Source organism: Providencia huaxiensis (assembly GCF_002843235.3).
GTDB classification, from domain to species: domain Bacteria; phylum Pseudomonadota; class Gammaproteobacteria; order Enterobacterales; family Enterobacteriaceae; genus Providencia; species Providencia huaxiensis.
Genome location: NZ_CP031123.2, coordinates 922,412 through 947,383, shown reverse-complemented (window position 1 = coordinate 947,383; position 24,972 = coordinate 922,412). Strand labels below are relative to the sequence as shown.

Sequence of the window (24,972 nt, the reverse complement as noted above, 5' to 3'; positions counted from 1 at the left end):
CATCATACTGGCTTTTTCATCTAAACCAATCACATTTATGGCCTTTATCTCCAACCGCTCCAAATAATAATGTTTCGTAAAAAATGATAAATATGACCTTAAATTAAGAGCCATTTCCTCTTAATAACGATAAGTTTACTTCCAAGCCGCCTTTTTTCTTATTAAATAGATTAAGTCTCATTTCAAATACGATAAATGAGGAAGTTTGCATACAAGCTCATCAATTTTTCTTTTTACATGACCTGAGATAATCAAGGTAGGCAAACAAGTACCAGTCTTACTGATTGAAGTTGCATCTTCAACTTAATGGAAGGTCATAGCATGGTTATTCAAAAAACATTACCGGTAGATAACGATACAATCAAAAAAATTAAGATTGCGATCAATAAGAGAAAATATGCGCATGCGGATGAGATAAGTTTGTTATGGCAACATGCATTAAAATCGTCGTCAGTCTTCAGTTGGGGAAAAGTGATGCTGATTTCGATAATTAGTGGCTTGGTTATGACAATAGCCACTTATTTATAGCATGGGGTTTTAAAAGAAGAAATCGAGCTGTTAGCCCGATTTCTATTAAATATCTTCAATCTCTAATTTAGCTAATTACCAGTAACCTAAGAACTTCCACCAAACGCTACCAATAAAGAACCAGATGGCTAAGTTAACGACACTCATAACAAAACCGGTTTTCCACCACTCGCCTAATGTGGCATAGCCAGAACCAAAAATAATGGGTGCAGTACCTGTTCCATAATGAGTTAATGACATCATTAATGATGATGAGAAAGCAAGCGTTAAAGCTAACAACATTGGCGGTGCACCAAGAGATAAGCCCGCAGCTAAAAATGCAGCATACATTGCGGTAATATGTGCGGTTGTACTAGCAAAGAAATAGTGGGAATAAACATAGATAAGAACAAGGATCAACATCCCCCATACCCAGCTAATTCCCATACTCGCAATGGCACCTTCGACTGAAACTGACATCCATTTAATTAGGCCTAATTTTCCTAAGAAAGATGCCATCATCACCAAAGCGGAGAACCAAACTACCGTATCCCAAGCCCCTTTATTTTTTAAGACATCATCCCAATTGATAACACCTGTTGCTAATAAAATACTTAAGCCAATAAATGCTGCTGTTGTTGCATTCACACTGTATGCAGGTCCAAAAATCATTGCAGGTACACCTGCCCACATCAGTAATAGCAACCCAAAAACAGCTAATGTTAATTTTTCAGGTAATGAAACTGGCCCTAATTGCTGTAAACGTTCTTTGGCAAAATTAGGCGCATCCGGCGTAGAGGTGATTTCAGGCTTGTACATCAAATAAATGACCAGAGGCATTAAAATCAAGGAGATAATGGCAGGCACAAATGCTGCAATGGCCCACATTCCCCAAGTTAGCTCCCCTTTTTGCCCTAATTCACTTACAATCAGGCTGACTATCAGTGGGTTGGGGGCTGTTGCCGTAATAAACATTGCAGACGTAATCGGGTTAATATTGTAATTGACCAAAGCCAAGTAACGACCGATTTTCCCAGCAGTACCATCATCTGCCTTAGACCCGAAACTATCAGCGATAGAACGCATAATTGGGTGAATAATTCCCCCACCTCGTGCAGTATTACTTGGTGTCACAGGAGCCAATATTGTTTCTGCTATTGCCAATGAATAAGCAATACCCAATGTTTTTTTACCAAATAAAGAAATGACATAATAGCCTATCCTTGCCCCTAAACCTGTTTTGTTCAAGCTCATGGAAACCATGATAGAAATACCAATTAACCAAATTAAGTCATTAGAAAAACCACTTAATGCATCCGCAATTGCCCCTTTAGTTGATTCTGGATTAGTCACCCCGGTAACTGCAACTAATGAGATAGCGACAATAGAAACACCACCTATTGGTAAAGCCTTACCAATAATCGCAGCGATTGTGCCTACAAATAATGCTAAAAGATGCCACGCATTTGGATTAACACCTTCAGGAACAGGAATTAAAAACCAAATAATTAATGTTATTGCAACTGCGATTAACGTTGGAACAGGTTTTAAAGGTGTCAGCTTATTCATAGGGTTCATCCATACACGTTTAAAGATGGAAATACAGAGTAATTTCAGTTATATATTCTAATTTTATCTTTAGATTAACAATATATAGCTCAAAAACCTTGATATTTATCAGTACGTAGATTCTTTTATAAAAAAATGTAATTTATTTTGTAACTAAACGTAATATATTATTTCAGTGATTAACCTTTCATATTTTTCGCACAAAAAGGTAAGCCTACACTTATATTAATAAGGGTAAAAATAAAACTGGGCTTATTATTTGTTCTATTACTAGGCTAGCAACACATACACTCACATTTATCACATAATCTAATTTGTTTCTTAATATACTAAAATTTCAATTATTTTTATAGTTTACCCTCAATTTATGCTTGCTGAATCGAATTAATAAAATAAAACCAAGAAATATTCTAAATTATATTGAATATATAAAAAATTATAACAATGGTAGTTTTTGCTTAAAAAACGAGCAACCCACTATTGAAGCAATACCTTCTACTTAATTATCATTAGTTATTATCTAATCTGATCATGCTAAAAAACACTTATAGTGATTATGCTTTTTCCCAATACAATTTTTATTCCTAATCTATAAATATGAGCAATAAAACACATCCAAATATGACTAAGAAGGAAATGAAATGTCCACTGAACAAATTTACTCCACAAATGCTCAACGCCCATGTATTGTGTTATGCACGACTAATAGCCATGAAAGTGCAATTAAAATTACCCAACATTTACTAGCCAATCGTTTAGCTGCATGTGTTTCTTTACTCCCTGAAATAACATCTGTTTATCTATGGCATGGTAATATCACGCAAGATAAGGAGATCTTACTCTTGATCAAAACAACCCAAGGGAATCAACTCAATTTGTTTAATGCAATAAAAGAAGTACACCCATATAAAACTCCAGAACTCATTCGCTTAGACCCAAGCCAAATTGAAGATAATTATCTACAATGGCTGATTAGCTCCGTTAAATAATAGGTATTAATCTGAATTTAATAACTATAACGTTATAAATTGTGAGCTAGAATCATTTTGTATAAATAAATTCAACTGGTCGGCTATGGTTTACCGTAAATTAATGCTATATAAATAAGCTCGCTTTATATTTATTTTCCCTCCTTAATATTTGGAGGTTTTTTTTGTCTAAAAATTAGCTAACACATATTCTGTCTAGCTAAAAAAGCGACTGATATAAATATCAATCGCTTTGTACGTGAAATCTTCGTGGATAAACTAGCCCCTTAAGGGCTGATTTCTCACTGGCCTACCACCTGCGACATAATAATCTGCATCGCTTGTGGGCAACGGAGACCGATTTCGAATTTTATCGGCGATTTTCTCCGCGATCATGATAGTCGTTGCATTTAAATTCCCCGTAATAATCAACGGCATAATTGATGCGTCGATAACTCGTAAATTTTCAATACCATGAACTCGCCCTGCACCATCCACTACCGCCATATCATCGTGCCCCATTTTACAGGTTCCACAGGGGTGAAAAGCGGTTTCTGCTCTCTCGCGGACAAATGTATCTAGCTCTTCATCAGTACTAATCTGTTTACCGGGGCTGATTTCTTCCCCACGATATGGGTCAAGTGCTGGCTGAGCCATAATTTCACGGGTAATACGAATAGCAGCACGAAACTCTTCCCAATCCTGCTCCGATGACATGTAATTAAATAAAATACTCGGATGCTGCCTTGGGTCTAAAGATTTCAAACGAACTCGCCCTCGGCTCGGCGAACGCATTGAACCTACATGGGCTTGAAAACCATGCTGATTAACGGCATTACTACCGTTATAGTTAATCGCCACAGGCAAAAAGTGGAATTGAATATTTGGCCAAGCGAATTTTTCACTGGTACGGATAAACCCGCCTGCTTCAAATTGGTTGCTTGCGCCAATTCCTGTCCCTTTAAATAGCCATTCAGCGCCTATTTTGGGTTGATTTATCCATTTTAAGGCTGGATATAGTGAAACTGGTTGTTTGCATTCATATTGCAAATACATTTCAAGGTGATCTTGCAAGTTTTGCCCTACACCAGGTAAAACGTGCACAGCTGGAATATTGAACTCAGCCAAAACATCCTCAGGCCCAACTCCAGAACGCTGTAAAATTTGTGGAGATGCGATCGCGCCTGCACATAAAAGAACCTCTTTGCGCGCCTTCACTACCGTAGGCGTAGTGCTATTACCTTGATAATATTTAACACCAACCGCTTTTTTCCCTTCAAACTCAATGGTATCCGTAGTGGCATGCGTAAGAATAGTTAAATTGTGGCGTTTTTTCGCTTGGTCCAAATACCCTCTTGCTGTACTTGCTCGTCGCCCTTGAGGAGTGACTGTGCGATCCATCGGGCCAAAACCCTCTTGTTGGATCCCATTTAAATCATCTGTTTGTGGATACCCTGCTTGTACACCGGCTTCCACCATCGCATGAAATAGCACATTATTGCCATTCTTCGGTGTTGTCACACTGACTGGGCCATCTCCACCATGGTAATCATTAGGGCCAATATCACGCGTTTCTGCTTTTCTAAAATAAGGTAAGCAATCGAGATAACGCCAGTCTTCTAAGCCAGGTGCTTCAGCCCAGCCGTCAAAGTCTAGGGCATTCCCTCGGATATAACACATCCCATTAATTAATGATGAGCCTCCGAGCCCCTTCCCTCTACCACACTCCATTCGTCGGTTATTCATATGCGGTTCAGGATCAGTTTCATAAGCCCAATTATAACGTCGCCCCTGTAACGGGTAGGCTAATGCCGCTGGCATTTGTGTGCGAAAGTCGAACCGGTAGTCCGGTCCTCCTGCTTCAAGGAGCAGCACAGTAACATCTGGATCTTCTGTCAGGCGGGTAGCAAGAACGTTACCGGCTGAACCAGCACCGATAATAATATAGTCATAGACCATTGTTATCTCCTCTGTTTCAGTCAAATTAAAATGATGTGATTAAAAAACGGATGCAAATTCCCCCAATTCCACTTGAATGGATTTCACTTGTGTATAATTTTGCAATGTCATTACGCCATTTTCACGGCCAACACCGGAATGCTTATATCCCCCTACTGGCATTTGAGCGGGTGATTCACCCCATGTATTGATCCAGCAAATCCCAGCTTCTAATTGATGGATAACACGATGCGCACGCGTTAGATCCTGTGTCACAACCCCTGCAGCAAGCCCATATACGCTGTTGTTTGCACGGGCAATCACTTCATCTTCCGATTGATAACTTAAAATACTCATGACAGGACCAAAAATTTCTTCCTGCGTGATTTGCATTTCATCATTGCAATCAGTAAATACCGTTGGTGCAACATACGCTCCCTGAGCGAAATCGCCATCCATCAAGCGTTCACCTCCGCACAATAATTTCGCACCTTGCTGTTTGCCTAACGCAATATAACGCAACACATTTTCCATATGAGCAAAACTGACTAATGGCCCAAAGTTAGTATTATCGTCAATGGGGGAACCTATTTTAATGCGCGCCACACGTTCAGTGATCTTGTCTTCAAACTGTGATTTGAGCGATCCTGGCACAAAAACCCGTGTTCCATTGGTACACACTTGGCCGGAACTATAAAAATTCGCCATCATGGCGATATCTGCAGCTTTATCTAAATCTGCATCATCAAAAATAATTAGAGGTGATTTACCGCCTAGTTCCATCGTCACCTCTTTTAAAGAAGAGGCTGACGCATTCGCCATCACTTTTTTACCCGTTGCGATCCCCCCAGTGAATGAAACTTTGGCAATATCAGGGTGCTCCGTTAACCATTGCCCCACTTCACCGCCTTGGCCTGTCACCACGTTAAACACCCCGGCTGGCACACCCGCTTCAGTATAAATTTCAGCTAACTTTAATGCGGTTAACGACGTGACTTCACTGGGTTTGAACACCATGGCATTACCCGCAGCCAGAGCAGGTGCTGATTTCCATAGCGCAATTTGAATAGGGTAATTCCATGCGCCAATCCCTGCCACAACTCCCAGCGGTTCACGGCGGGTATAAGCAAATGCGCTGTCACGCAAAGGGATCTGCTGCCCTTCCAGCATAGGGATTAAACCTGCATAGTATTCAAGGACATCTGCCCCTGTGACGATATCCACATAACGAGTTTCAGAAAGCGGTTTGCCCGTATCAAGAGTTTCGAGATAAGCCAATTCGTCGTTACGTTCCCGTAAAATATCCACCGCACGGCGTAAAATACGTGAGCGTTCCATCGCGGTCATTGCCGCCCAAACTTTCTGACCTTGTTTGGCGCTTTCTACCGCCCATTGGATATCTTCAAGGGTCGCAGATTGCAGATTTGCGATAGTTTCGCCATTTGCAGGGTTGATTGCAGGAAATTGCCCGCATTCAGGTTGTGAACTGTCGACATAACCACCATGAATATAAAGCTTATGTATCGGTGGATGTTGCATATTATCTCCTCTGAATTGGTTATTAGGTTTCTAAAACCTCAGCACGTTGTAGTTGCATATCGATATATTCGTTAGTGATTTTGAGTGCATCCTTAACAGGGAATTGTTCATTACTCAAAGCACTACGTAGCCATAGGCCATCAATTAAAGCCGCCAGCCCCTTCGCTGCCATCCGCGCATCCGCCTTGTTTAACACCCGCCCAAACTCATAGCTTAAGTTTGAATACAAGCGTCGGTCATTAACCTGCTGTAAACGGTTTAAATTCGGTTGATGCATACTACTAGCCCAAAAGGCTAGCCACGTTTTCATCGCGGCCTCACTGGTTTGCGTTGGGTCGAAGTTGCCCTCAACAATTGCCTGAATTCGTAGTTTTGGCTCCGCTCCGGTCAACATCCGTAAACGTATTGCAACCGCAAACCCTAGTTGGTATTGAATATGGCGCATAGTGGCTTCAAGCAAGCCATTTTTATCACGGAAATAATGGCTAATGATCCCTGTAGAAACCCCGGCTTTACGGGCAATTAACACAAAACTAGCTTCCTGCATTCCAACTTCATTAATCACAGCCAATGTGGCTTGAATTAACTGTTGTTTACGTATCGACTGCATTCCTATCTTCGGCATGGTATTTGAACCTAAAAAATACATTGATCCCTTGTATTAAACGTTTTTTTGATTGAATGTTCAATCAATATTAACTATTGTTTACAACAATTCATTCACAATTAACATAAGAGAGAAGATAACAAAAACCAAATCTTGGCTAATAAATCAATCAATTAGCTTAGAAAGTAATTTTAACCTGTTAAATAAATAAAAATGTGGAATGTCCAATGACAACTCAAAATAGTCCAAAGAATAAGCAGAAGGATAAACTGAATTCTGTGGTTTTTTTTACTTCCGCCGGTCTTATTCTGGCGTTTTCTTTTTTCACCATCTTGATGACCGAAACAGCAAATCAGTGGATCGTTGCCGCCCTTGGCTGGGTATCTAAAACCTTTGGTTGGTATTACCTGCTAGCAGCAACGCTTTATATTGTTTTTGTCATTTTCGTTGCTACCTCACGCTTTGGTAATATCAAACTCGGCCCTGAACAATCTAAACCTGAATTTAGCGTACTCAGTTGGTCTGCGATGCTATTCGCCGCAGGAATTGGTATCGATTTAATGTTTTTCTCCGTCGCTGAGCCGGTCACCCAATATATGCTGCCGCCAACAGGCGAAGGCGAAACCTTAGAAGCAGCTCGTCAGGCGATGGTGTGGACACTGTTCCACTATGGCCTAACGGGCTGGTCTATGTATGCCTTAATGGGAATTGCACTGGGTTATTTCAGTTATCGTTATAACTTGCCGCTGACCATTCGCTCTGCACTTTATCCAATATTTGGTAAACGAATTGACGGCCCAATTGGCCATACTGTGGATATTGCTGCGGTATTAGGGACGATTTTTGGTATCGCAACAACGTTGGGGATTGGGGTTGTTCAGCTGAATTATGGCCTCAAAGTATTATTCGACTTACCTCAAGGGCTCCCCGTGCAAAGTGGGTTGATCCTGCTATCGGTGATTATGGCCGTGATCTCCGCCACATCAGGGGTAAATAAAGGCATTCGGGTGTTATCCGAGCTCAATGTGCTGTTAGCATTTGGTTTGATTTTATTTATCTTATTTGTCGGCGATACTGAGTTCTTACTCAATGCCTTAGTGCTGAATGTGGGGGACTATATCAACCGCTTTATGGGTATGACCCTCAATAGCTTTACCTTTGACCGCCCAACGGATTGGATGAATAGCTGGACGCTGTTTTTCTGGGCATGGTGGGTAGCATGGTCACCATTTGTTGGGTTATTCCTTGCTCGTATTTCTCGCGGCCGGACTATTCGACAATTTGTGATTGGCACATTAATTATTCCATTTGTTTTCACACTATTATGGCTATCTATTTTTGGTAATAGTGCATTGTATGAAATCATTCACGGCAATAGTGAACTTGCAAAAACCGTCCTCGACGCCCCCGAAAAAGGCTTCTATTCACTACTTGAACTTTACCCCGGCTTTGGCCTAACCGCTTCTGTTGCAACCATTACTGGGCTGTTGTTCTATGTCACCTCTGCTGACTCCGGTTCATTAGTATTAGGCAATTTCACCTCAAAACTCAGTGATATTAACAATGATGCCCCTAATTGGTTGCGAATTTTCTGGTCTGTCGCAATTGGCTTACTTACCTTAGGGATGTTAATGACGGATGGCGTCGCTGCGTTACAAAATACGACAGTGATCATGGGCTTGCCCTTTAGTTTTGTTATCTTCTTTATTATGGCTGGGCTATATAAGTCATTAAAAGTTGAGGACTTTAGACGCGTTAGTTCGCTAAATACCAATGCCCCTGCACCACTATATGGCAACGGAACACTGAATTGGAAACAGCGTTTGGGACGAGTGATGAATTTCCCGGGAACGACTTATACCCAGCGTATGCTTGATTTGGTCTGCATTCCTGCCATGCAAGAAGTGGCGAAAGAGCTCAGTTTAAGGGGAGCAAAAGTGGAATTTAACACCTTACCACCCATTGCTGATGAGCGATTAGACCATTTAGAATTAACAGTCGACCTAGGTGAAGAACAAAGCTTTATTTACCAAGTGTGGCCACAGCGCTATTCAGTTCCCGGTTTTACCTATCGCGCACGTTCAGGGAAATCCCATTATTACCGCTTAGAAACCTTCTTATGGGAAGGCTCACAAGGGAATGATTTAATGGATTACACCAAAGAACAAGTGATTAGCGATATTCTAGACCAATATGAAAAACATATGAATTTCATTCATTTAAGCCGTGAAGCCCCCGGTGCAACCTTAACATTCCCTGAATCTGTCTAGTTTGAACTCTAAGGGGGCGATGCTCCCTTAGAGTCAACAGATGAACAACGCATCAATATGGGCGGCCCGCTTGCTCTAGCATTTTTTTCATTTGCTGGCGGTCATTCATCCAAGCCATTGAATTAGGGCACCCTGCTCCCGTCGGGTTAACATCACACACATTAAAATGTTTTGAAAACGCATTTTCATCTGCATTTCGCTGTTCTAACAAAGCTTGATAACTTTGTTCTTCTTGTGGAAGTTTCTTTTTGGGATCAAAGACAAACTTTTGTTGTGTCTGTAATTTTTTAATTCCTTGGTAGTCTTGACTAAACTCGCGATCAGCGGGTGACTTTTCTTTAAATGTAAAGTCGCTGGCAAAGCCATAAGAAGTGAAACAAAGAAAAATAACAACAATAACCTTTTTAAACATATCTATTTCCTACTGTGTTCATAAGTAAATATTATATGTCAGCAGCAACACATGGTGTTGGATAATAATAAGTGAAATTTATAACACCTTAATATTCAAATAAATAATTTACATAGGTTATTAAATCAATTGATTGATACATCATTAAAACTGGCTTAATCCTGTTATATCACCCCTATAATGGATATTGGTGATAGCCCATTTTCTCTGAAATATTACGACCCGCTGTTTTCAGTAATTGGACGTAGTCACCAATACGCTGCTCATCAAAACGAATCGTTGGGAACGAAATCGATAGCCCTGCAACCACATGGCCTAACCGGTCATACACTGGCACAGCAATACAGCGCAGACCTAGCTCTTGCTCTTCTCTGTCTTGCGCATAATGGCATTCACGAACTGTGGCTAATTCCACCAGCAGGTCTTCTAACGTTAAAATCGTTGTTGCCGTTTTTTGGCTAAAAGTTTCGTTTTTCAATGCTAAACGAATGGATCCTTCATCTTGCCAAGCGAGTAAAATCTTACCGATTGCTGTGCAATACAATGGGTTACGACGCCCAACCCGTGAATACATGCGTAAATTATAACTCGAGTCGATTTTATGGATATAAATAATGGCATCTTCATCTAAAGCGCCCAAATGCACCGCTTCATGGGTTAATTGGCCAATACGGCGCATTTCTGTATCTGCAATTTCAATTAAATCCACATACTCAAGGGATTTCGCTCCCAACTCGAATAATTTCAATGTTAGGGAATATTTATCCGCTTCACCTTCTTGATCCACATAGCCTAGCTGTTTCATCGTTTGCAGAAAACGAAATGTCGTGGCTTTTGACATCAATAAACGCTGTGAAAGCTCAGACACACCAATCTCTTTTTGCTCACCAAGGGCGCTAAGAATGCTAAATACCTTAACCACTGCTGAAACAGCATCCGTTTGAGTCGTTTTATCCATTACTTTTCCATCATCCTATAACTATAAATTGATATCGACATTACACCCTAGCGGATAGCATAAGTGGCTATCATGATAAAAACAAGAACGGTGATTTAATATTTTTAAAACGGCGTTTCATTTTCATTGAAGTTCTATTTGAAATGGGTTTTAATAGCATCATTAAGTCAGCAATAGTTTATTAAGTCGTAATCGCGCAGGTGGTGAAAATGAATATACATCCGCAAGTTGCCGTTATTGGTGAATGCATGGTTGAGTTGCAAAAATCGGGTGAACTTTATAGACAAACGTTTGGTGGGGATACACTCAATACCGCACTATACCTGTCTCGTTTAACAAAAGACCATGGCGTGACAACCCGTTACATCACCGGTTTAGGTAAAGACCCATTCAGCCAGCAAATGCTAAACAGTTGGCAACAAGAGGGCATCAATACTGAAGAAGTCTTTATTTCGGACAAACATTTGCCTGGGATGTATTTAATCGAAACCTCCGCTGATGGCGAACGTCGCTTTTTCTATTGGCGAGATAATGCCGCGGCAAAATTTTGGCTTGATGCCGTCTGTCTTGATAGCAATAGCAAAGCCCACACACAGCAAGTACTTAATTCACAACAATTTATCTACTTAAGTGGCATTAGCTTAGCCATTTTACCTGACGCCTCACGTCAGTTGTTATTTGAAATGTTACAACATGCTAAACAACACGGCGCTAAAATTGTCTTCGATAATAACTATCGCCCTGCGCTTTGGCCTTCAAAACAAGCCGCTCAACAAGCTTATCAGCAAACTCTCACTTTAACCGACATCGCTTTTTTGACCTTTGATGACGAACAGTTGCTTTATGGTGACATTCATGAAAATGATGCAATTGCACGTACCCAACAATATGGCGTGAACGAAATAGTGATCAAGCGCGGTGCTGAGGCTTGCTTCGTCGTTATTGATAACGAACGTATTGAAGTCCCTGCGAATAAAATAAGCCATGTTGTTGATACCACTGCCGCAGGGGATTCCTTTAGTGCCGGCTACCTTGCTTGTCGCATCGTCGGTGGCAGCCCATGTGAAGCAGCAAAAACAGGTCATTTACTGGCTGGAACCGTCATCCAACACCGGGGAGCGATTATTCCATCCGAGGCCATGCCAACCACTGCTTTAGTAAAATGTTAAGAGGCTTTAACCATGAATCAATTACTTGAAAGAATTAAGAAACTCAATGTTGTTCCTGTTATCACCATTAATAATGCAGAGCATGGTGCGCCATTGGCAAAAGCTTTAGTGGAAAATGGCCTGCCATGTGCAGAGGTCACCTTCCGCACCGCTGCAGCGGTACAAGCGATTAAAAATATGCGCGCGGCCTACCCTGAATTACTGATTGCCGCAGGTACGGTATTAACCACAGCGCAAGTTGACCAAGCCATTGAAGCGGGTGTAGATTTTATCGTCAGCCCGGGCTTTAACCCGAAAATTGTGGCTTATTGCCAACAAAAGAACGTGATTATCATTCCTGGTGTGAATAACCCAAGTTTAGTAGAACAAGCCCTTGAGTTTAATCTCACCACATTGAAATTCTTCCCAGCCGAAGCCTCTGGCGGAGTTGCCATGCTCAAAGCTCTCAGCGCGGTTTACCCGGTTAAATTTATGCCAACTGGCGGTATCGGTGTGAAAAACATTAAAGAATACACCGCATTACCTTCTGTATTAGTGTGCGGCGGTTCATGGATGGTGCCGAATGACCTTATCGACAGTGAAAACTGGCAAGAGCTCGGCAAACTCATTGCAGAAGCAGCGGCTATTTAATTAATAATAAAAATCTCGTTGTTGTTATTGCGCCCTTACTGGATGGTAAGGGCTTTTTGCTAATGGTTTAGATAGAATACATTCGAGTAAAATATTCGCTGATTTTATCATTATCTAACAATCTATCTTTGGTAAAATCTAAAGTATCAGAAACGACAATGTATTGCCTTAGAGGGATAGGTATATCTGATATTGTCGCATAAATCGTTGGCACTAAATGGCGAAAATAATCTCCCATTTTTGTTTCACCCTCATAGCCCACAGGAAAGTCTTCCCCTTGGTTATAGCCTTCAATGCCTTCAAATACAAATATTCCCTTTTGTGTTGCAAGATAAGCATCTGTCAGTTTATTACCTTCATCTAAACGATTTTTATAACTGGTAAAAACAGTTTCTTGGGAATAATGCTTGTATTTCCAATAGGAAAATAGATCAACTGAAAAATCACCATTTTTCTGTATGCTATTTTCATATTTAGCCGATTCACAATATATAAACTCACTTAAATCAACATATAACTCACTAATATTAGGTATGTTGATATACACTTTGGGTAACCATCCCCAGCAATTATTCAGCATAAATGCTAAATAACCGTTTTTATCCATTGCAACCCATGAATAAATATTCCCCCATTCAGGTCGCCAATCAGTAGTTAACATCAAAGCCTCTTATATCGTTCACAATACAATTAAATTTTTATAGGTATTGAATGAATTGGCCCTATACTTTAATTCAATGCATAAAGCCAAAATGAAACAGACTCTATATAGAAAGCTCAATAGTCATTAAATTATCAGAAACCTAACCAATAAAACGTTTTAACTGTAAACGCAACATCTCATTTTCGCGTTGGAGCATTTCATTTTGGTCCAATAGGCTCATCGCCATTGCGATGCCCGGCCAGTCAATTTCTAATTCATGGTAAAGACGCACGGCTCTTCTCACAATGACTACCGCTTGGTCATCAAACAACCACTCATTAGTCGTTTCAATGGGTTGAATTATCCCAAGGCCGACGATTTCCTGTAATTCATCTTCAGCAATACCAGTATGAACGCAAAAATCAATAACGGTTAATGATGTGAACTGTTCCATTATTTGCCTCCCCAATTTTTACGTGGGTCAAAACTCTGCTGAGTCTCCGCCAATTTCCGCCACAGTGCATCCGCTTCTGCATTACTGCTATTTGGCATCACGATTTTTATAATCGCGTACAGATCCCCTGCTGTACCTTCATGTTTCAGCCCTTTACCTTTAAGGCGTAATTTTTGGCCAGCTTGGCTATTAGCAGGAACGGTGATCACAATCGGGTCTTTTAATGTTGGGATGGTGACTTTTGTCCCTAGAGCGGCTTCCCAAGGGGCTAATGGCACAACCACTTCAAGATCATGGCCCTTAATATCGAATAATGGATGCGGTGCAATGCGGATAGTTATCCATAGGTCGCCATTTTCACCGCCATTCCCCCCGGCAGTGCCTTGCCCTTTTAAGCGAATACGTTGCCCGTCAATCACCCCTGCAGGGATAGTCACGTTAAGTGTTTTAGGGACTTCGTTTTCGATAAAACCAAAAGCGTTATAAACAGGTAAGTTATAGCTAATGGTACGTTTATGGGGTTCTTGGGTTTCTTCAAGGAAAACAGCCAGTTCAACCTCTAAATCCTGCCCGCGATGGCTGCGTGCCTGCCTTGTGCCACCCCGTGCACGTTGGGAAAACATCGATGAAAAAATGTCATCAAAGCCGCCTTCATCAAACCCTTGCTGGGAATAGGTGCGGCTTTGTTGGCCTTGGTTAGCTTGGTTAAAATAGGGGTCATTCCTGTGTTCCCACATTTCATCGTATTCTGCACGTTTTTCTTTGTCACCAAGTACCGCCCAAGCCTCCGCAATTTCTTTAAAGCGTGCTTCGGCATCGGGTTCTTTACTCACGTCAGGGTGATATTTTCGCGCTAAACGGCGATACGCGGTCTTAATGGTTTTTAAATCATCGGTGCGCTTAACACCCATGATGCTGTAATAATCCTTTAGTTCCATCGTCATATCTCGTTCACTTATCTGTTGAATAGAATTCTTATGGTATTTACCCTGTTGGGCTAAACATCACGACTACCTTGAATTTAACTTAGGACATTTACGCACTAATTGGAATAGCTAGGCCATGATAAAATTCCACAAAAAACAGGAAATTTACGCTATTTCAGGCTAAACCTATAAGAGGGTAGTTTGATTAATAGGGGAACTCTATGGATGCGCTTGCCAATCGCCTGAACTATAAAGTCAACTTTGCCATCTCTATTGAGGATTTTGTTCGATTGATTCGCCAATCACCATTTAAAGAAATGGTGACAACCGATAACCTTACTCAATTAGATGCAATGCTAAATAACGCGGATTTATTGGTTAGTGCATGGGATGAGGAACAGGTGGTCGGTTTTGTCCGCACAGTAACGGATTTTAGTTCTTGTTGTTATATCTGCGAACTGGCCGTTGATACTCAGTATCAAAAACACGGCATCGACCGCCAATTAATGCGCCTCGTCGCCGAGGAGCTTCCCGCTGATTGCCAGATTTTATTTTTCTCCACCGACAGCAACCTCACCGAATACTTAAAATTGGGGTTCACCCAATCCCCAAGAGCATGGCACACCACGGCAGAGAATTTTTTGGTTAGATCGGCAGAGCTGGATGAATAATAGAAAGTAAAATTACTAAAAACGTAGAAAATGATAGAGTGATAAGCAACTCATCTCGTTAGTAAAAGACTGACATAGACACATAAAAACAAATTTAATTTAAATGAGTATTAAAATATCTCAATACTGATGCTCTAAATAATTCGTGCTACAGCTAGGCGGCTAGCTAGTTTAGCCCTAGGAGCATACATCAGTATGTGACTAGGGTGAACTAGTGAAGCCAACAACGCTGTGGTGCGAAGTATGACGAGCATCACTTCAATTTGCCGCGGAGGCGTTTTACAGCCTGACTATGAAGCTGACTCACCCTCGACTCCCCCACCTCCAGCACCGCCCCAATCTCCTTCAGGTTCAGCTCTTCTTGGTAATACAGCGTCAGCACCATTTTTTCGCGTTCTGGTAACTGATTGATTGCCGCCGCAATTTGGTCACGCAAACTGGAATCTAGCAACAGACTCAACGGGTTACCGCCATCGTCCTCATCCATTTGCGGCTCACAGCTTTCCCCATGAATTTCATGCCACTCATCATAAGAAAACAGTTGGCTATTATTGGTGTCCAGTAATGCTTGGCGATACTCCGCAAGGTCAATATCCAGCGCTTTGGCGATTTCCGGCTCAGTCGCACTTCGCCCTAACGATTGTTCCAACGCACCAATGGCTTTGGTCATTTCACGCGCTTGGCGGCGCACACTGCGCGGCACCCAGTCACGACTACGCAGTTCATCTAGCATCGAACCCCGAATTCTTTGCACCGCATAAGTGGCAAATGACGCCCCTTGGGTCACATCGAAACGTTCCAATGCATGTAGTAAACCGATGCCCCCCGCTTGAATTAAGTCGTCGATATCAACACTGGCGGGTAGTCTGACTTGCAGTTTCAGGGCTTCATGGCGTATTAGAGGGTAATAACGCTCCCATAGGCTATTTTTATTAATCACACCTTCGGCAGTATACAAATCACTCACAACCTGAATCACCCTTCAAGCTCTATAAAAGGTATTCATTATCTGTGTTGGTTTTGAATTCAATCCGTAGAGTAAGGCACTAAATATAGCTTTATTTGCCTTATCCTAAATAGGTAAAATTTGAATAACCACAACTTTAATAATTGTTTTAACACAATTTTTAGGGAGTTTTACTGGTAATACAAGTGAGAGAAGTTGTTTTATTGAAAGGTGATTTTGTCATTGAATTGCAGATTTTGGCTTTAGACTTTGCTATTGATTGTAGCTTTAGTTAGAAAACGTTAAATTTCCCTTAAAGAAAATGAAGTTATCAACAAGCTAGCTTAGCCTTAAATGTGAACATAGTATGGGACATGGATAATAATAGTGATAAAAATAATCCGTCCAATAAATTATATTTAAAGAATATAATTATCAAGCTAGTTCAACATTAATTAAATATTAAAATATTAAATTAAAAAATCAATAATTCAGTTAATTGATCATTTAATATTAACTCACTGATATGAAAAAATTTAGAATATATAAAAGTTTAAAACTTATTTTATTCAAAAAAACAAACCAATTCTTAGTTATTTATTTTTCCATACATTGTCATTCTAGCTTAATATTTCCCCATAAGCATGTTAATGCAGTAACCTCATAGAAATAAATCAAACTATTTTACATTTGACGAAATTGCTTAACAAATGTAATTTTAAATTTACTGATGCAACGGTGTATTAGTTTAATCACAAATTAAATTTTTTATTAAAGAGGTTAATTATGAAAATGATCAAACATAAACCAAGTACTAAACGCATAGATTTCTCTGTAATGTACAACGCTAAGTAATTTGATAAAAAGGAGGTTATAACCTCCTTTTATTAGGGGGTTATATTATATGGATTACTTCAAACTAGCAGCAAGCATTCCTTTGGAATATCTTATCATTCGGAATATATTACTTAGATATATTTCACAAGAGCAACTAACTATCAATGATAAAAAATTTCTTTATCCCTTAGAAAATTTTGATAAGAGTAAACTGTCCTTAACAGATAGAATTAGCCCTGATGACCAAATTAGATACTATCTAAGTGATAAGGTGTTTAGGAAAGTTGCAGAGTTAGCTAAAAAAATAGCCACATCGGAAATTAAAACAATCAATATTACAGCTAAATTCTCATCATACCCACTGATTAATTGTTTCATTCAAGCATTATATCGAATGAACATTTCTGTTAACCTGATTGTAGATTGTGCTAAAAATGAAGAAATATATTTAACTGAAAATGAAACCAAACTAATTAATGAATTAATAAAAGAAAAATTTGGTGATATTGACATTATTCAGCCCTATATTCTGATGATTATAAATTCTGGTGATATATACAGTGCAGATCACCTGATAGAACACTGTTTAGAGTACTTTGATAATTACGAAAAATCACAAGCACTTATAATCGGCACAATCAAAAACTGTATCAATAAACCTATTGAGGCAGAATATTACTACATTAAAAGTAAAGAGTCGGAAAACCCGTTAAGCATTATTAAGGCGAATTATACATTATCAATGCTATATCTTCGCCACCATAAATCGAATAAGCGTAATATCGAAAAAGGACGTCAATTCTTACAAGAAGCTTATAACATTATTCAGACAGGTAAGTTGGATTATTTAGAACAAGATAAAAAGAATTTTTTCACCGTGTTCAACCGAAATGGATATGGACTTATTCTTTTTAGAGAAGGAAATGCTGATGAAGCAATAAGGTTACTTAATTGGGGACTTCAACAGTTATCAGACAAACATAGTATGCACTACATGCATCGTTCCGTAATTATTTATAATATATGCCTGTGCTATAAACAATTAGGTAAATATGATGATGCGATAACATATCTCAATCAATTAATTGAAATTGATTATGCTTTTCCTGAATATCATCTTGAATTAGCAATATGTTTTTATGATAAAGGAAATATAACAAGCTATATAAAAAATATTCAAAGAGCATTATCTGTTAGTCCAATGCATAGCGATAGCCACTATCATATGAGCATAGCATTTTTATCATCTGAGGATTATATTTCAGCAGAAAAGCATGCTCGCCTTGCTTGGGAAATTTCAGGAGATAATCTTACAGCCTATAATTATGCTTATATTCTTTCATTAAATAGCAATTATAAAATCCTGGATCATCTTATGCAAAGAACAGGTATTTTTATGACCCCGGAATGGTTAATTTTACAAGCTGAAAAAATTGCTCAAAGTTCAGAGAAAGCTGCCTACAATTATCTCTTAAAATGCCAACATATTTTTCCAAACAATCCTTTAGTAAAGGAAAATATTAAAATGTTGAGTATGTAAGCATGACATACAAAATATATTTCTTTTATTTTTTCTTTCTTTTCCCGATGTGGATATCCAAAACACTACAACCCATCTATTGGGAACAGCAAGCGCAATTGAAGTTATTTTCAATTTCATACGTAATGATGGCGGTTGCGGGGGCGTGCTCACTACTTTATGCCAAAGGGCTATCCCGATTTGGTACTAAGACTGGTTTAATTGTGGGCTTTTTACTGTATGGATGTGGCCTTGTTCTTAGAGCCTATCCCACAGGGATGGCTATCGCCGTGACTTCAGGTTTGATGGCAGGGATGGGTGCGAGTATTATCGCTATTGCGCTAAAATCACTGATTTTTAATATTGATAAACAGGAACAAAATAAAGTCCTGCTGCACACTGATAATTTAAGCACAGTAGCACAAAGCCTTGGGGCTTTTATTGCTGGGGGGCTAGTCACAATTTTATCGATTATAGATCAATCCCCCTATCGTTCGGCTTTGTTAATTAGTGGAGGTATGGTACTAATCGCCATAATTGCCATCCCGTCATTAAAAATACCACTGAATAAAACACCATTAGCTAAGAATCCCCCCCAAAAAACCACTTCATTTTTCCCTTTTTTCAGTAAAGCAGATTTAATTTTATTTATTGCATTTATTATCAGTGGCGCCAGTTGGGCACTGATCTTACCCATTATTCCGGTGTATTTAAAAAACATGCACTTTTCAGATACAAATGTTGGCCTAGTGCTATCATTAGGTGTGATCACCGGGCTAGTACTCAAGAACCTTTTTATGTTTATTTTTTCTGACAAAGATAAACCTATCTCATTACTCGTTTTTTCTGGTTTATGTATGCTGATGCTCTATGGTATGTTTTGGTCAATAAAATTTAGTTCCCCGATTGTTTTCGCCATCTCGGTTATTGCCATGTATATGTTTAGAACCGTTTGCTCACTATTAATTAATTTGGTTGAGATGGAGATCGCCCGCAAAGGAAATGCCGAGCATATTTTTGGTTTAATACAAACCGCATTTTTGACAGGGGATATCTTTGGTGCAATTGCCCTACCCTATGCTTATGAGTCTGGTTTTCTGGTCAACACCCCTCTCGCTATTATTATTTTTATTCTGTTATCAAATATATTAATTTACAGCTGTGTCAAAATTAACACTAAAATACATGCAGACTTTAACTGAATGCTAAAGCAAGGTCTAAATAATTCGAGTTGTAGGAAGGCGGCAATCAAGGTTATCCCGATGAGCATACTAAAGTATGTGATTCGGGTGACCTTGTGAAGCCAACGCATCTACAACTTGAAGTATGACGACCGTTCGATAAAGAAAAGGCCAGTATCGCTGGCCTTCAGTATAATCAACCAATCACGAATTAACGTAACAGGCTTAAAACACCTTGTGGAACTTGGTTAGCTTGCGCTAATACAGCAGTACCTGCTTGTTGCAGGATCTGACCACGGCTCATGTTAGAAACTTCTGTTGCGAAGTCAGCATCTTCGATACGGCTGCGTGCTGCGCTCAGGTTGTTAACAGAGTTGTTCAGGTTGTTGATAGTTGATTGAAGACGGTTTTGAATCGCACCTAAAGAAGAGCGCAGGCCGTCAACTGTTGATAATGCTTTATCTAAAGCTTCAAGTGGTTTCGCATTCGCTTTATCACCTGCAACAGGGTCAACTTTTGTAGTCCCTACATCAATTTTTGCTTTTGCGCCAGTAGCACCAGCGGTAACTGCAGCCTCGTTATAGGCAACGACACCTTTGTCATCTGTTGTTTTTACAACTAACTTAGTTGGATCAACCTTTCCATTTGCGTCAATAGACTCTAAAACTTCATAGGACTTAATAGTGCCAGCTGCTACTTTCGCATCTATAGCCGTAGTATCTAATTCTTGAGTTTCATCTTTGCCTGTTATTTTGACACTAACACTAGTAGCAGCCTTACCATAACCAGTAAAGTTCAGGTCAAATTTTTCTAAACCTAAAGTTTCACGGTCAATTTTCTTTAATTCGATGTCAATTTTTTCACCGTCATTAGCTCCTACTTGTACTGCCATTTTAGTATCTTGGCTAAGAACTTTAACTCCATTAAATTGTGTTTGTTCTGAAATACGATTAATTTCAGCTAAACGTTGATCCACTTCTTCTTGAATTGATTTTGTATCTGATTCAGAGTTAGAACCATTTTTCGCTTGAACCGTTAATTCACGAATACGTTGTAAGTTATCGTTGATTTCGTTAACTGCACCTTCCGCAGTTTGTGCGATAGAAATACCGTCGTTAGCATTACGTGCTGCTTGGGTTAAACCTTTAACGTTAGCCGTAAAACGGTTAGCAATCGCTTGGCCTGCCGCATCGTCTTTTGCGCTGTTGATACGTGAACCAGAAGATAAACGCTCAATCGCCGTACCTAAAACGCCTTGTGAACGGTTTAAGTTGTTCTGAGTGGTCAGAGACAAAATGTTAGTATTGATAACTTGTGCCATGATGTGATCCTTATTATTCAAATTAATGCGTTAAGCCAAAATGCTTAACTTGATGAATTTCGTCAGCAACTAGGTTATCGGCTACAAAAAAGTCCCCTTTAGGCTTTTTAATGAAAAATTTTATCTGTAAGGTTGGAAAAGGCTTTACAGCCCGCTTTTGTGCCATTATTTTTAACACTTTCATTTTTAACACATCCATTAATTTTTATTAATTTTCTTATTATTTAATTTCAATAGGGATAATTACCTACCTTTCCAGTGTCAGCTCCTCCCATCACTCTTTTTCAGAATAGTCTAAAATTTTGCTCCCCTTGGCCGATATCAGTCTAAATAGTTTTTATATTCAAGATTTATGTCGCTGACATAGCGTAGGAGAGAACATGGCAGGAATATCCACACTCGGTATCGGGTCAAACTTAGATTTAAACGTCCAAATGGACCAGTTAGAAGCGATGGAGCGCCGTCGTTTAGAGCCATTAACCACCCAAAAAGCCAGTTATGATGCGCAAATTAGCGCCTTTGGCAAAATGCAATCGTCCTTAGAAAAACTCAAAAAAGCCGCAGAAGACTTAAAAAAATATGGTGATATCAGTACCACTAAAGTCAATGGTGAATATAAGGCCTTTGATGTAAAAACTGACGGCAAAGCGGTCGCGGGTGTGCATGATGTGTTAGTCACTCAGTTAGCAAAAGCGCAAACAATCGCTACCAAAGGCACGCCAAACAATAGCAACAAAGAATTACTGGGCAATGGTGCCCCTGAGCGAACCATTACTATCACCCAACCGTCACAAAAAGAAGATAAAGATAAAATCGTTATCAAACTGGATAACGAGCACACTTCACTGATTGAAATTGCCGATGCCATCAATAAAACCGATAAAGGCGTTTCCGCATCGGTCATCAAAGATAAAGACAATATCTATCACCTTGTCGTTACCTCTAAAAAAGAAGGTAGTGAAAACCGTATTAGTATCAATGTGGAAGGCGATGACAAACTGGCTGCTATTCTTAATGTTGAGTCAGTTATTGATGATAAAGGTGTGGTTACCTTAAATACCGATGCAGATAATGGTATGGTGCAAAAAGTAGCCCCACAAACCGCCTTACTGGAAATCGATGGTTTCAAATTAGAGTCACAAACCAATGAAGCCAAAGACCTGTTTCCCGGTTTAACCTTAACGCTGAAAAAAGAAAGCGAAGACGGTAAAGCCGACCACCTAATCGTTTCTGAAGATATCGAACCCGCCAAAGGTAAAATTAAAGCGTGGGTGGATGCCTATAACGAATTCCAAACATTAGCCAAAGAACTCACCAAATACACGCCAACGGAAAAAGGCACTGCGCCAGATAAAACCAATGGTCCACTGATTGGTGATTCCACTTTACGCATGATCCAGAGCACCCTGCGCACGCAAGTTCGGGCTCCTCAAGCAAGTGGGGACATCGACACTCTGAGCAAAATGGGGATTAAGCAAAAACTGGATGGCACCTTAGAAATTGATAATAAAGTGCTGGATAAAGTACTCAAAGAAAATCCATCGAGCGTCAAAGTATTTTTTGCTGGTGACGGTAAAGAAACCGGTTTTGGTACTGAAAACTTTAACTACTTGAAAGACACCTTGGACAGCAAAGAAGGCACCCTGCACAACGCCACCGATGGTATCCAAAAGAAAAAGAAAAGCTTAGACAAACGTATTGAGCAGACCAATAAACAGATCGAAAACACCATGGATTTACACCGCCGTCAGTTCCAAAACTTGGACAAAATGATGACGTCACTGAACAGCACCAGTAATTCATTAGGCCGGTTATTAGGCTAATACTTTTAGGTTAAAAACATGTATCAACGACACGCACAGCAAGCCTATCAGCAGGTCGATTTGGAGAGTGAAATCACCAACGCGACCCCATACCAACTGATCCAAATCCTGTTTAAAGGGGCGCTAAGTGCCCTAAAACGCGGGGAAATTTTTATGCAGCAGGGTAAGGTGGCGGAAAAAGGTAAAGAAATCTCAAAAGCTATCGACATCATTGACACAGGGTTAAAGCAGTCGTTAAATTATGAAGCTGGCGGCGAACTTGCAGAAAATTTAGCAAGTTTGTATGAGTACATGACAATGCAGTTACTTCGCGCCAACCTCGAAAACAACGTGGCTTATGTCCAAGAAGTTTACCAGTTACTCTCCGATATCGCCTCTGCGTGGCAACAAATCGGTGCAAATGTGGATGAAAGATAATCAGGTGGACAATAAAAATCCTATCGATTTACAAGAAATATACCGTAATGTCTTAGTATTAAGTGAAAATTTAGTTGCCTTAGCGCAATCCGGGGAATGGGAGACGTTGGTCTCCCGAGAGACAGAATATGTCCTTGCGGTGGAAAACCTCACCGAGTTAACGCAAGCGTTCGAACAACAGCAGCCCATCACTGAAGAGTTTATTCAGTTACTGCATAAAATTATCGAAAATGAACGTGTTACTAAAGAATATTTACAACAGCATTTAAACTTTTTAAGCAAAGAAATTAAGCAATTAGACCAAAAACGGGTACTCAATAATAGCTATGGCCAATTTGATGAGCCAGACACCCCGTTAGTCGTTCGTCCCATGGAATGAATTTAAGTGTCAGGCCAACAAACCTGACACCCTCTTCCCTTTCGGATCACAGCCTACTGTTGCTGTTTTAAACGTTGCTGCTTTTTCAGTTTTTTCAACAGCATATTGCGTTTTAATGGAGACAAATGGTCAAGAAACACTTTACCGTGTAGGTGGTCGATTTCATGTTGCATGACAATCGCTAAGAACTCGTCGCTATCCACTTCAAACGCTTTACCGTGCCTATCGAACGCTTTCACTTTAACGCGCAGGAAACGCTCTACATCCGCGTAGATCTCCGGCACTGACAAGCACCCTTCTTGGTAACTGGTTTCCCCTTCACTTTCGACAATCTCAGGGTTAACAAATACCATCGGCTCATCACGGTTTTCTGAAATATCAATCACCATAATGGATTTAGTTTCAGCAATTTGCGTAGCAGCGAGGCCAATGCCGTTATCGGTGCTGTACATGGTATCTAACAAATCGTCGATTAAGGTTTGTACTGCAGCGAAATCTGTCACTGGGCTGCATTTAATGCGCAGTCGTTCATCTGGAATTTCAATAATTTCTCTTACTGCCATAATTTAAACCCTATAAATTCGATTGCTTTTATTCAAATATCAATAATTCAAAATACTTTAAACTACAGTGACGACATGCAATAACCACGGTTTTAAAGCCGTTAACTGCCGTCACAGCCCTGCCAGTGAAGTATGGCGAACAGACAAAATATTATCGTCTTTCTATTTCATCAACAACATGCAAAAAGTGGCATTATTAACCAGATAGATAATTTTACTTTAAACATCAATAAATTAGCGCTAGCCTACTTAACCTATCTGCTTAAGCAACACAAGACACATAAAATTTTACAGAAAAATAACACGTTATTTGAAAAAAAACATCTAAAATAGAAAAAATGCTGCTCCTTTGTTGGCTTCCTGCCATTTTTAGCTTCACCCTCTGATGGCATTTCTTTGCTTATACTATTTTAACGTTTTACTATTTTTGCATTTTACAGTTTCCTCATCAAAATATATTTAGGCCACATTGAAGTTATTTTAAATTGAATTAATACATAAAAAATAATAAGCATTGCATTTTATAATCCATTCAAATAAATAATCCTATATTCCATATATAAAATAGATAGCACTGTATTTATTCCAGTCAAACACGAATATTCCGAACAAATATAATTTAAAAAATCGATTTTACCCGCCAGAGAAATTACCCTATTATAAATAAGTTGAGAAAAACAAATCCCCTCTTCACTCTTCTTTAGATAATAATTTAAATAATACGG

General features: G+C 39.6%; 23 protein-coding genes. 10 read left to right on the top strand and 13 right to left on the bottom strand.

Annotated elements, in window-relative coordinates:
• Window positions 1–603: 603 nt before the first annotated feature.
• A complete protein-coding gene (locus tag CYG50_RS05725) occupies window positions 604–2,076 on the bottom strand; it encodes an anion permease (protein ID WP_102139301.1) in 1,473 nt (490 codons plus the stop codon).
• A gap of 641 nt (window positions 2,077–2,717) precedes the next feature.
• Here CYG50_RS05725 and cutA point away from each other — a divergent pair.
• Complete coding sequence (gene cutA / locus CYG50_RS05720; RefSeq protein WP_102139302.1) at window positions 2,718–3,065, top strand: divalent-cation tolerance protein CutA; 348 nt, start codon at window positions 2,718–2,720, stop codon at window positions 3,063–3,065.
• A 258-nt stretch (window positions 3,066–3,323) separates the two neighbouring features.
• On the opposite strand, the gene betA is transcribed toward cutA, so the two are convergent.
• From betA to betI, 3 genes are read right to left on the bottom strand one after another with little or no spacing between them, the layout of a single operon-like run.
• Window positions 3,324–5,003, bottom strand: a complete 1,680-nt coding sequence (gene betA / locus CYG50_RS05715) for a choline dehydrogenase (RefSeq protein ID WP_102139303.1) — start codon at window positions 5,001–5,003, stop codon at window positions 3,324–3,326.
• A gap of 39 nt (window positions 5,004–5,042) precedes the next feature.
• Window positions 5,043–6,521, bottom strand: coding sequence for a betaine-aldehyde dehydrogenase (betB, locus tag CYG50_RS05710; protein ID WP_102139304.1), 1,479 nt, complete (start codon window positions 6,519–6,521; stop codon window positions 5,043–5,045).
• 22 nt (window positions 6,522–6,543) lie between these two features.
• A complete protein-coding gene (gene betI / locus CYG50_RS05705) occupies window positions 6,544–7,146 on the bottom strand; it encodes a transcriptional regulator BetI (RefSeq protein WP_102139328.1) in 603 nt (200 codons plus the stop codon).
• Window positions 7,147–7,355: 209 nt separating this feature from the next.
• Between betI and CYG50_RS05700 the strand changes: the two genes are divergently transcribed.
• Entirely contained in the window at window positions 7,356–9,398 is a 2,043-nt protein-coding gene (locus CYG50_RS05700) for a choline transporter (RefSeq protein WP_102139305.1), read from the top strand.
• A gap of 52 nt (window positions 9,399–9,450) precedes the next feature.
• Here CYG50_RS05700 and CYG50_RS05695 read toward each other — a convergent pair whose 3' ends face one another.
• Both CYG50_RS05695 and kdgR read right to left on the bottom strand, forming a co-directional pair.
• Window positions 9,451–9,810, bottom strand: a complete 360-nt coding sequence (locus CYG50_RS05695) for a hypothetical protein (protein ID WP_102139306.1) — start codon at window positions 9,808–9,810, stop codon at window positions 9,451–9,453.
• Window positions 9,811–9,985: 175 nt separating this feature from the next.
• The gene (gene kdgR / locus CYG50_RS05690) at window positions 9,986–10,768 is read right to left on the bottom strand and encodes a DNA-binding transcriptional regulator KdgR (protein ID WP_102139307.1); all 783 of its coding nucleotides are present in this window, start codon (window positions 10,766–10,768) and stop codon (window positions 9,986–9,988) included.
• Between the two features lie 209 nt (window positions 10,769–10,977).
• Between kdgR and kdgK the strand changes: the two genes are divergently transcribed.
• The gene (gene kdgK, locus CYG50_RS05685) at window positions 10,978–11,937 is read left to right on the top strand and encodes a 2-dehydro-3-deoxygluconokinase (protein WP_102139308.1); all 960 of its coding nucleotides are present in this window, start codon (window positions 10,978–10,980) and stop codon (window positions 11,935–11,937) included.
• A gap of 12 nt (window positions 11,938–11,949) precedes the next feature.
• Window positions 11,950–12,567: a bifunctional 4-hydroxy-2-oxoglutarate aldolase/2-dehydro-3-deoxy-phosphogluconate aldolase gene (locus CYG50_RS05680; protein WP_102139309.1), complete on the top strand. Its 618-nt coding sequence runs from the start codon at window positions 11,950–11,952 to the stop codon at window positions 12,565–12,567.
• A 67-nt stretch (window positions 12,568–12,634) separates the two neighbouring features.
• Here the strand turns inward: CYG50_RS05680 and CYG50_RS05675 are convergent, their stop codons facing one another.
• The 3 genes from CYG50_RS05675 to cbpA all read right to left on the bottom strand — a co-directional run bounded on the left by CYG50_RS05675 (window position 12,635) and on the right by cbpA (window position 14,602).
• A complete protein-coding gene (locus CYG50_RS05675; RefSeq protein WP_102139310.1) occupies window positions 12,635–13,228 on the bottom strand; it encodes a hypothetical protein in 594 nt (197 codons plus the stop codon).
• Window positions 13,229–13,370: 142 nt separating this feature from the next.
• Window positions 13,371–13,664 (bottom strand): chaperone modulator CbpM, encoded by a 294-nt coding sequence (locus CYG50_RS05670; protein WP_102139311.1) that lies wholly within the window; start codon window positions 13,662–13,664, stop codon window positions 13,371–13,373.
• Window positions 13,664–14,602, bottom strand: a complete 939-nt coding sequence (gene cbpA, locus CYG50_RS05665) for a curved DNA-binding protein (RefSeq protein ID WP_102139312.1) — start codon at window positions 14,600–14,602, stop codon at window positions 13,664–13,666. Before cbpA ends, CYG50_RS05670 begins: the two co-directional genes overlap by 1 nt.
• Before the next feature lie 209 nt (window positions 14,603–14,811).
• Between cbpA and CYG50_RS05660 the strand changes: the two genes are divergently transcribed.
• Window positions 14,812–15,261: a GNAT family N-acetyltransferase gene (locus CYG50_RS05660; protein WP_102139313.1), complete on the top strand. Its 450-nt coding sequence runs from the start codon at window positions 14,812–14,814 to the stop codon at window positions 15,259–15,261.
• Between the two features lie 253 nt (window positions 15,262–15,514).
• Here CYG50_RS05660 and CYG50_RS05655 read toward each other — a convergent pair whose 3' ends face one another.
• Window positions 15,515–16,228 (bottom strand): RNA polymerase sigma factor FliA, encoded by a 714-nt coding sequence (locus CYG50_RS05655; protein WP_102139329.1) that lies wholly within the window; start codon window positions 16,226–16,228, stop codon window positions 15,515–15,517.
• Between the two features lie 883 nt (window positions 16,229–17,111).
• Here CYG50_RS05655 and CYG50_RS05650 point away from each other — a divergent pair.
• Entirely contained in the window at window positions 17,112–18,584 is a 1,473-nt protein-coding gene (locus CYG50_RS05650; RefSeq protein ID WP_102139314.1) for a tetratricopeptide repeat protein, read from the top strand.
• Window positions 18,585–18,586: 2 nt separating this feature from the next.
• Window positions 18,587–19,765, top strand: coding sequence for an MFS transporter (locus CYG50_RS05645; RefSeq protein WP_102139315.1), 1,179 nt, complete (start codon window positions 18,587–18,589; stop codon window positions 19,763–19,765).
• Window positions 19,766–19,955: 190 nt separating this feature from the next.
• On the opposite strand, the gene CYG50_RS05640 is transcribed toward CYG50_RS05645, so the two are convergent.
• Both CYG50_RS05640 and CYG50_RS22875 read right to left on the bottom strand, forming a co-directional pair.
• The gene (locus CYG50_RS05640) at window positions 19,956–21,065 is read right to left on the bottom strand and encodes a FliC/FljB family flagellin (RefSeq protein WP_102139316.1); all 1,110 of its coding nucleotides are present in this window, start codon (window positions 21,063–21,065) and stop codon (window positions 19,956–19,958) included.
• 22 nt (window positions 21,066–21,087) lie between these two features.
• Complete coding sequence (locus CYG50_RS22875) at window positions 21,088–21,249, bottom strand: hypothetical protein (RefSeq protein ID WP_166266935.1); 162 nt, start codon at window positions 21,247–21,249, stop codon at window positions 21,088–21,090.
• 196 nt (window positions 21,250–21,445) lie between these two features.
• Here CYG50_RS22875 and fliD point away from each other — a divergent pair, with 196 nt between their 5' ends.
• The 3 genes from fliD to fliT are packed head-to-tail and all read left to right on the top strand — an operon-like array spanning window position 21,446 to window position 23,684.
• Window positions 21,446–22,888, top strand: a complete 1,443-nt coding sequence (gene fliD / locus CYG50_RS05635; protein WP_102139317.1) for a flagellar filament capping protein FliD — start codon at window positions 21,446–21,448, stop codon at window positions 22,886–22,888.
• 18 nt (window positions 22,889–22,906) lie between these two features.
• On the top strand, window positions 22,907–23,305 hold the full coding sequence (fliS, locus tag CYG50_RS05630) for a flagellar export chaperone FliS (RefSeq protein ID WP_004909969.1): 399 nt from the start codon (window positions 22,907–22,909) through the stop codon (window positions 23,303–23,305).
• A complete protein-coding gene (gene fliT, locus CYG50_RS05625) occupies window positions 23,295–23,684 on the top strand; it encodes a flagellar protein FliT (RefSeq protein WP_102139318.1) in 390 nt (129 codons plus the stop codon). The genes fliS and fliT overlap by 11 nt, the downstream gene beginning before the upstream one ends.
• A 53-nt stretch (window positions 23,685–23,737) precedes the next feature.
• Here the strand turns inward: fliT and def are convergent, their stop codons facing one another.
• Window positions 23,738–24,247 (bottom strand): peptide deformylase, encoded by a 510-nt coding sequence (def, locus tag CYG50_RS05620; RefSeq protein WP_102139319.1) that lies wholly within the window; start codon window positions 24,245–24,247, stop codon window positions 23,738–23,740.
• Window positions 24,248–24,972 lie beyond the last annotated feature (725 nt).

Bases quoted from the DNA above. Each gene is read 5' to 3' on its own strand.
- CYG50_RS05725 (WP_102139301.1), bottom strand. From the start codon at position 2,076: ATGAATAAGCTGACACCTTTAAAACCTGTTCCAACGTTAATCGCAGTT.
- cutA (WP_102139302.1), top strand. From the start codon at position 2,718: ATGTCCACTGAACAAATTTACTCCACAAATGCTCAACGCCCATGTATT.
- betA (WP_102139303.1), bottom strand. From the start codon at position 5,003: ATGGTCTATGACTATATTATTATCGGTGCTGGTTCAGCCGGTAACGTT.
- betB (WP_102139304.1), bottom strand. From the start codon at position 6,521: ATGCAACATCCACCGATACATAAGCTTTATATTCATGGTGGTTATGTC.
- betI (WP_102139328.1), bottom strand. From the start codon at position 7,146: ATGCCGAAGATAGGAATGCAGTCGATACGTAAACAACAGTTAATTCAA.
- CYG50_RS05700 (WP_102139305.1), top strand. From the start codon at position 7,356: ATGACAACTCAAAATAGTCCAAAGAATAAGCAGAAGGATAAACTGAAT.
- CYG50_RS05695 (WP_102139306.1), bottom strand. From the start codon at position 9,810: ATGTTTAAAAAGGTTATTGTTGTTATTTTTCTTTGTTTCACTTCTTAT.
- kdgR (WP_102139307.1), bottom strand. From the start codon at position 10,768: ATGGATAAAACGACTCAAACGGATGCTGTTTCAGCAGTGGTTAAGGTA.
- kdgK (WP_102139308.1), top strand. From the start codon at position 10,978: ATGAATATACATCCGCAAGTTGCCGTTATTGGTGAATGCATGGTTGAG.
- CYG50_RS05680 (WP_102139309.1), top strand. From the start codon at position 11,950: ATGAATCAATTACTTGAAAGAATTAAGAAACTCAATGTTGTTCCTGTT.
- CYG50_RS05675 (WP_102139310.1), bottom strand. From the start codon at position 13,228: ATGTTAACTACTGATTGGCGACCTGAATGGGGGAATATTTATTCATGG.
- CYG50_RS05670 (WP_102139311.1), bottom strand. From the start codon at position 13,664: ATGGAACAGTTCACATCATTAACCGTTATTGATTTTTGCGTTCATACT.
- cbpA (WP_102139312.1), bottom strand. From the start codon at position 14,602: ATGGAACTAAAGGATTATTACAGCATCATGGGTGTTAAGCGCACCGAT.
- CYG50_RS05660 (WP_102139313.1), top strand. From the start codon at position 14,812: ATGGATGCGCTTGCCAATCGCCTGAACTATAAAGTCAACTTTGCCATC.
- CYG50_RS05650 (WP_102139314.1), top strand. From the start codon at position 17,112: ATGGATTACTTCAAACTAGCAGCAAGCATTCCTTTGGAATATCTTATC.
- CYG50_RS05645 (WP_102139315.1), top strand. From the start codon at position 18,587: ATGACATACAAAATATATTTCTTTTATTTTTTCTTTCTTTTCCCGATG.
- CYG50_RS05640 (WP_102139316.1), bottom strand. From the start codon at position 21,065: ATGGCACAAGTTATCAATACTAACATTTTGTCTCTGACCACTCAGAAC.
- CYG50_RS22875 (WP_166266935.1), bottom strand. From the start codon at position 21,249: ATGAAAGTGTTAAAAATAATGGCACAAAAGCGGGCTGTAAAGCCTTTT.
- fliD (WP_102139317.1), top strand. From the start codon at position 21,446: ATGGCAGGAATATCCACACTCGGTATCGGGTCAAACTTAGATTTAAAC.
- fliS (WP_004909969.1), top strand. From the start codon at position 22,907: ATGTATCAACGACACGCACAGCAAGCCTATCAGCAGGTCGATTTGGAG.
- fliT (WP_102139318.1), top strand. From the start codon at position 23,295: ATGAAAGATAATCAGGTGGACAATAAAAATCCTATCGATTTACAAGAA.
- def (WP_102139319.1), bottom strand. From the start codon at position 24,247: ATGGCAGTAAGAGAAATTATTGAAATTCCAGATGAACGACTGCGCATT.